At 63.4% G+C, this 6,933-nt stretch carries 7 protein-coding genes and 1 pseudogene; 2 read left to right on the top strand and 6 right to left on the bottom strand.

What is annotated here, in order from left to right; all coding sequences use genetic code 11:
- The 4 genes and pseudogenes from VFA16_RS17870 to VFA16_RS17855 form a co-directional block, all read right to left on the bottom strand.
- The coding region (locus VFA16_RS17870) for an RskA family anti-sigma factor (RefSeq protein WP_414687751.1) at nucleotides 1–386 on the bottom strand (386 nt) is incomplete at its 3' end.
- Nucleotides 383–946 (bottom strand): sigma-70 family RNA polymerase sigma factor, encoded by a 564-nt coding sequence (locus VFA16_RS17865; RefSeq protein WP_324969098.1) that lies wholly within the window; start codon nucleotides 944–946, stop codon nucleotides 383–385. The genes VFA16_RS17865 and VFA16_RS17870, both read right to left, overlap by 4 nt.
- A 130-nt stretch (nucleotides 947–1,076) precedes the next feature.
- Nucleotides 1,077–1,622: a fasciclin domain-containing protein gene (locus tag VFA16_RS17860; RefSeq protein WP_324969100.1), complete on the bottom strand. Its 546-nt coding sequence runs from the start codon at nucleotides 1,620–1,622 to the stop codon at nucleotides 1,077–1,079.
- Between the two features lie 147 nt (nucleotides 1,623–1,769).
- Nucleotides 1,770–3,460: pseudogene (locus tag VFA16_RS17855) on the bottom strand (cytochrome c biogenesis protein DipZ).
- Between the two features lie 112 nt (nucleotides 3,461–3,572).
- On the opposite strand from VFA16_RS17855, the gene VFA16_RS17850 reads away from it, so the two are divergent.
- Nucleotides 3,573–4,271: a fasciclin domain-containing protein gene (locus VFA16_RS17850; protein WP_414687750.1), complete on the top strand. Its 699-nt coding sequence runs from the start codon at nucleotides 3,573–3,575 to the stop codon at nucleotides 4,269–4,271.
- A gap of 159 nt (nucleotides 4,272–4,430) precedes the next feature.
- On the top strand, nucleotides 4,431–5,342 hold the full coding sequence (locus VFA16_RS17845; RefSeq protein WP_324969097.1) for a cyclopropane mycolic acid synthase family methyltransferase: 912 nt from the start codon (nucleotides 4,431–4,433) through the stop codon (nucleotides 5,340–5,342).
- A 68-nt stretch (nucleotides 5,343–5,410) separates the two neighbouring features.
- On the opposite strand, the gene VFA16_RS17840 is transcribed toward VFA16_RS17845, so the two are convergent.
- Together VFA16_RS17840 and VFA16_RS17835 are read right to left on the bottom strand one after the other, a co-directional pair.
- Nucleotides 5,411–5,818, bottom strand: coding sequence for an SRPBCC family protein (locus VFA16_RS17840; RefSeq protein ID WP_324969096.1), 408 nt, complete (start codon nucleotides 5,816–5,818; stop codon nucleotides 5,411–5,413).
- A 277-nt stretch (nucleotides 5,819–6,095) separates the two neighbouring features.
- On the bottom strand, nucleotides 6,096–6,824 hold the full coding sequence (locus VFA16_RS17835) for a DUF998 domain-containing protein (RefSeq protein WP_324969095.1): 729 nt from the start codon (nucleotides 6,822–6,824) through the stop codon (nucleotides 6,096–6,098).
- Between the last annotated feature and the right edge of the window lie 109 nt (nucleotides 6,825–6,933).

Raw genomic sequence — 6,933 nt, 5'->3', positions numbered from 1 at the left:
CGCACGTCCGGCGCTGCCAGCACCTGCCCGGCGAGGGAAGGCGACGGCCGTAACGCCATTCCCACGCCCAACCCGGCCAAGCCGACCACAATGGCTGCGGCTGCCGCTAAAAGCCCTGCGCGCCAACGAGTTCGACGACTTCGACCGGAATCGACCGTGTCCAGCAGCGCTCCGCGCAGATGTTCGGGCGGTTCCGCTGCGGTGGCCGCGGAAACGACAGCCATCGTCTCGCGGACGGCGCGCACTTGCTCCCGGAAAGCCTCAGCGACAGGCCCCGGTGCTGCGGCGAGCTGCCCGTCGATGTCGGCGCGCTCGGTCTCGGAGATGGCGTGCAACGCATACGGTGTAGCGACCTCAAGCAGTTCGAAGTCGGTCGGCTCAGTCATGTCACATCCAAGCAATTGCGCAGCCCGCGGAATGCGTCACGCATTCGCGATTTGATCGTCGACAAATTGGCGGACAAGCGCTGCGACACCTCGACGTAGGTCAACCCCCCGTAGTAGGCCATTTCGATGCACTGTCGCTGCGCGTCGGTCAGCCCGTCCAAGCACTCGATCACCCGGCGCCGCTCATCGCCGGCGATCGCGGTGTCGGCTACCACATCGCTGGACGGCTCAACGGTGACCGCGCCGTACCGCGACTCGCGCTGCATCGATGCCTGCTCGGCGCGCACTCGGTCGACGGCACGCCGGTGCGCCATGGTCAGCACCCAGGCCAGCGGGGAACCCTTCGTCGAGTCGTAATTCTCCGCGGTCCGCCACACCTCCAGGTAGATCTCCTGGGTGGTTTCTTCGCTATAACCCGTATCGCGAACAACGCGGCTCACCAGTCCGTACACTCGCGCTCTCGTCCGGTCGTAAAACGCGGCGAATGCGTCGGTGTCGCGGCGCGCTACCCGGCGCAGCAGCGCGTCGAGGTCGCCGCTCAGCCGCGTCGGTCCGGTCATCGACGGGTAGCCTATCCTCTCCGCCGCCATCGGCGTCCTTCATTAGCCAAACGGCAGCGGCCCGAATGGAGTTCGTGAAATGGGCGGCTCGGCGCCTGGCTCGGGCGCCGAGCCGGGTCATCGGCGCCAGTTACGCGCCCGGAGGCATCAGCACCGTATCGATCATGTAGACAGTGGCATTGGCGGTGTCGACGCCACCGCAGACCACTCCGGCGTTGTTGACCCTGGTGTCGTCGCCCATGCCAGTGACATTGACCGTCGCGCCTTGCAACGTCTGGTGTGTGCCGTCGATCATGTTGGGGGCAATCCGACCTTTTACGACGTGGTAGGTCAAGATGCTATTCAGCTTGGCGGAATCCGTTTTCAGCGAATCGATTGTCGCCTGCGGAAGCTTGCCGAAAGCATCGTCAGTGGGCGCAAAAATCGTGTATTCGCCGTTGTCGAGCGTGTCGACAAGGTTGACATCCGGGTTGAGTTTGCCCGATACCGCGGAGGTCAGCGTTGTCAGCATCGGGTTATTCGACGCTGCCACGGCCACAGGATCCTGTGCCATGCCCATGACCGACGCCGGCCCAGTTGGGTTTTGTTGCGCGTAGCTCGCGCATCCCGGACCGACGAGATTCGCCGCATTCGCGATGCCCGCCGGAGCCGCCAGTAAACCCGTTGTCGCCGCCATCGCGACGCCCGCTGCGCTCACCGCTATGGACCGAACATGCTTCATCCGTTCATTCCTTCCGTGTGGCCGACGGATTGCCCGCCGAGACTGTGCTTTCAAAGAGATATTCGGAGCCGACGGTCCGGCGGACGGCCCGCCGCTGCAGCACTAGCCGTACGTGAACGAGAACACCTGTAGGCCCCGGCTGACGTGCGCGTCGAGCTGACCTTGGCCCGACGTGTCGTCGGCGACGATCTGATGCAGCGTCGGGGGTCCGCTGATTGGCACGGCAGTTGTGGTCCCGTTGCGCGTCACAGTGACGGTGCCGGTCCCTCCGACGACGATGTAGACGTCTTTCGCGCGGTAGTTCAGCCGGATCGCGCAATCGTTGCTCTGCGCGGTCGCGCCCTGGTAGTCCAGCGCCCAGTGACCGCGTAAGGCGAAGCTGTCGGGCGGAAGCACGGCGGGGTAATTGAATTTCTCCGTACCCTCGTCGTATCGACCGCTTCCGGCGTAGTTGACGACCTTGCCGACGCCCAAATAGGTTTCGGGTGTGCGGCTGCCCTTCGGGGTAGTGTCGGCCGAGCGTGTCGCAGGCGGTAGCCGGACGCCGGGATTGGCATCGGCGAGCAGGCGCCGGATCAAGTTCTCGGTGGTGTCGTAGCCGCCTTCGCCTGCCTTGATGTGTCGCACAGTCCCGGTGGCGTCGATCAAGTACTCCGCGGGCCAGTATCGATTGCGGTAGTTCGTCCAGGTCGAGTAGCCGTTGTCCAGGCGACAGGATAGGCGATGTGAAGCGCCGCGGCGCCACTGGCCACATTGCCCGGAACCCGCTCGAAGGCGTATTCCGGTGTGTGCACGCCGATTACGACCAACCCGTCGTCGCGGTATTTCCTATACCAGTCCACCACATGAGGTATGGCGCGTTGGCAATTGATGCAGGAATAGGCCCAGAAGTCGACGAGCACCACCTTGCCGCGCAGTGACCTGATGTCCATCGGGGTACCGCCCGGCGTGTTGAGCCATTGGGTGATCCCAGTGAATCCCGGTGCAAGGCCGCAGTTTTGTAGCTGCGCTGCGCCGTTGCTGCAGTTGGACAATTCCTTGTTTTGGTCGTTGACGATGCCGCCCAGGCTCAGCTTCTGCTGGACCTCACCGGAACCGGCGAACTTGCTTTGTATCGCGTCGGTGTAATCGGGGATCGCGCGTTGCAGCACGGATGGCACGTTGAACGCCAGCGTCACCGCCAGCACGATCATGGTGATTCCGCTAACCACGCGGATCTCACGCTGGCGACGCCGGAAAGCGGCAACCCGTTCGGCGACGCGCCGCCCGGCTAGTGCAAACGCCAGCAGCGGCAATGCTGCACCCACCGCGAACGCGGCCGTCAAGACGATCGTCGGCCAGCCGATGGACGCCGTGGCGCCCGCGACGACAATGGCGGCCAGCACCGGTCCTGCGCACGGGACGTAAAGCGCCCCCAACGCCAGCCCGAGCAGGAAACCACCTCGGGCGCTACTTACTTGGCGCTGCGGAATGCGGGCAAACGGGCGCTCGAGCAGGTGCTGAAGCCGTGGAAAGATCAGCCCGAGACCGATGAGGATCAACGCCACCAGCGCTGCCCAGCGGATCGCGTCCTGAGGCAGGCGTAGCAACGACAGAACGGCCGAGCCCGCCAGGGTGACGCAACTGAAGCTACACACCAAGCCTGCGATCAGCAGAAAAGGCCGTGCCCGTGACTGGCCGCCGGGAGAGCCGGCAGCGCCCGAGAAGAAGACCACCGGCAGCACCGGCAGGATGCAAGGCGAGACCCCGGTGATCAGACCGCCGAGGAACCCAATCAGTGCCAGTGCCTGCATACCCGATATTCGGAGCCCTCGACGTTACGGACATGTGGTGATCAGATCGGCCAACCGAACCATCCAGTGCTACTCCCGTTCCGAATGACTGTCGACCGAACAGTTGGCGGCAATGACCGCCCGAAGCGGAGAGGAGAACGTCATGGGGCACTTGCGGTACGGGAGCCTTGCGGTGGCTGGTCTTTCGGTGGTCGCGACGGTAGGTCTGTCGGCGTGTTCCAGCCACAACACTGGGGCATCGACGCCGACGTCGTCCACCGGCGCCATGAGCAGCGAAGCGCCGATGATGACCACATCCACTCAGGCGAATCCAGCCGCCGGCCTTGTCGGATCAGGCTGCAAATCCTACGAGGCGAAGGTGCCCACGGGACCTGGCTCGATCAGCGGGATGGCGCAAGACCCGGTCGCCGTCGCGGCTTCCAACAATCCGATGCTCACCACGTTGACGTCGGCACTGTCGGGCAAACTGAACCCGAATGTGAACCTTGTCGACACCCTCAACAAAGGCCAATACACGGTGTTCGCGCCTACCGACGAGGCTTTCGCCAAGCTTCCACAGGCAACGGTCGATTCGCTGAAGACGGACTCCGCCAAGCTGAACAGCATATTGACCTACCACGTCGTACAGGGTCAGATCTCCCCGAACAAGGTCGACGGTATGCATCCGACATTGCAGGGGGCGGCGGTGAACGTGATGGGCACCGGCAATGACATCAAGGTCAACGACGCCGGGCTGGTCTGCGGCGGTGTGCACACCGCCAACGCCACCGTGTACATGATCGACACGGTGCTCATGCCGCCGGGGGCATAGCTTCCCATCTTGAGCGCGGCGTCGATCGCCGTCTGTTTAGCAGCCAGCGGTCTGAGGCACCCTGTGCTGAGCCGCGGCGACGCCAAGGCGATTGACGACGACGCGAACTGGACCACGGTGATGTGCCATTCGGAAAGAGAGATAGGAAACTAAGCCGCCATGACCCCACGAGCCGCAGATTCGAGTAAGGCCGAACTGAAGCCGAACGTCGAGCACATCCAGTCGCACTATGACCGGTCGAATGAGTTTTTCCGGCTGTGGCTAGACCCGTCGATGACCTATAGCTGCGCCTACTTCGAGCGCGACGACATGACGCTGGAGGAAGCGCAGCGCGCCAAGATCGATCTGGCGCTGGGCAAGCTGGACCTGCAGCCCGGGATGACGCTGCTCGACATCGGATGTGGCTGGGGCTCGACCATGCGCCGAGCGATCGAGAAGTACAACGTCGACGTGATCGGGCTGACGCTCTCGGAGAACCAGTTGGCGCACAACAAGCAGAAGTTCGCCGAAATGGACAGTCCGCGGCGAAAGGAAGTGCGGCTGCAAGGGTGGGAGCAGTTCGACGAACCGGTGGACCGCATTGTGTCTCTGGGTGCCTTCGAGCATTTCGCCGACGGCATCGGGCGCTTCGACCGCTACACCGATTTCTTCAAGATGTGCTACAACGTGCTGCCCGACGACGGCGTGATGCTGCTGCACACGATCGTGGTGCCCAGCGAAGAAGAGGCCAAGCAGCGCAACCTGCCGGTGACGATGTCGCTGATGCGGTTCATCAACTTCATCTTGACCGAGATCTTCCCCGGCGGCCGGTTGCCGACGATCCCGATCGTCGACGAATACGCCACCGCCGCCGGCTTCGCCATCACGCGTCACCACCGCATCGGGTCCAACTACGTGCGGACGTTGGACACCTGGGCAAAGCAGTTGGAAGCGCACAAAGAAGAAGCCATTGCGCTGCAAGGCGACTCGATCTACCAGCGCTACATGAAGTACCTGACCGGCTGCCGGGAACTGTTCCGCGACGGCTACACCGACGTCTGCCAGTTCACCATGGAGAAGAAAGCCGCCTAACCGGTTGATGCGACCGCCATCTCCCAGGTGTCCGGCAAAGCCCTGCCGGTTCCCGCGGAAGAGTGAAGTTACGAGCCAGCGCCGTGGTGTTGCGCCAGCCGTTGGATATTCCGCAGCGCCTCGTCAATCTCGTTTTGGACGTCCGGGTCGCCGTCTGTGGCGCGGCTGGTGTGCAGCTGCACCTCTACCCGTGGACCGTCCTGTGACTCGATGACATGCAGGTGGCCTGAGTAATAGCTGGGCTCGCCGGAACCCCACTCGATTCGCCGCGCATCCTCATTGACTCGAAACCAGCCGTCGGCGCTTACCACTCCGCCCTCCGGCAGGTTAGCTGTTGTCTTGACCTCGTCGCCCGGGCCTGGCTCAGCGGAGGTGAGCCGCGGTATGTAGTCCGTTAAGTTGCTGACATCGGAGAGATAGCGGAAGAGCGCCTCGCCGCTACCGTTAACTGCGATCGATCCTGTGAACTCGCCCATCAACCCCTAATACCCACGATAGGAGCGCCCTATCAGCGGTCCGCACGGATTCTATGCATAACGTAGATAATTGGCCGCGACAAAGACTTTCACCAATCCGCAGATATGCGCTGCGGATAATTAGGACATCGGCGACGGCGTGGAGCTTGTCGGGATTGGCCACGTTGTAAATGGCGATGACGCGGCCGTCGGCGCCGGAGCGGTGAGCGACCAACCGCCTTGCCCGCCCACTTCGGGCGGCCGCACCGGTTAGTCGCCGATCGGCCGTGCTGCACCGTTAATTCGGAGACGGTGGCTGTGTGCTGTCCGGTGCCGGTACGCGACCCAAATGTTCGACCGCACCGACGGACTTAACAGTGGAATACAGCTTGACCGAGATGGCAGCCAGCCATGCCCAAGCGATGAGGACAGCGGCGGTGAACGCGATCACCACCGCCGGACTGTTTGAGCCGGAGGCGACGGCGGCAAATCCTGTGGCGAACGCTGCACCGGTCAGCAGCGAGTACCCAGCCCATCCCCGGTCACCGTCGCGGTAAAACCGCGCCGCCATGACCACGCAAGCCGCGATCACGCAAGCAAACCCGACGCTGGCAAACACTATGTGTAGCAACCCATGCCAGCTCACAGCGCTGCGTCCGGAAGGAGACCCCGGCGGGAACCCAAACGAAGGGTCGGCTCGGAACGCCCCTGCCCCAACGAGTCCCACGCCGTAGCCCGCTATAAGCGCAGAGCCCCAAAGCGCGGTGCGCCCGGCCCCTAACGCCCGCCGCACTCCTACGGCCGCGGCTATCGTCATCAGGCCGACGACGATGAAGTTCACGACCTGAATCCAGCCCAGAGCGCCGTTGGCCAGCAAGCTGGCGTCGTGGCGTGCCGGGTTAAAGCCGGCCCTACCAAGAGCTTGGACTGCGACGACAACAACGTAGATCGGGCCGGCGATGACGCCATAACCCAACAGGGATTTCGTCACGCGCTGCGCCAGCGGGGGACAGGTATCGGTCGCCATGCCGCCTCTCCTCATTCGGAACTAGACGGCACAGTACCCGTCTACAGACTAGACTGTCTAGTACTAGTTCGTGGCGTGGCGAGGACGGTAGAGGGTAGGGATGACGGCG

This window comes from Mycobacterium sp., assembly GCF_035653355.1.
Taxonomy (GTDB): Bacteria; Actinomycetota; Actinomycetes; order Mycobacteriales; family Mycobacteriaceae; genus Mycobacterium.
The sequence above is the reverse complement of the archived record's forward strand: the minus strand, read 5'-3'. Positions and strand labels throughout refer to the sequence as shown.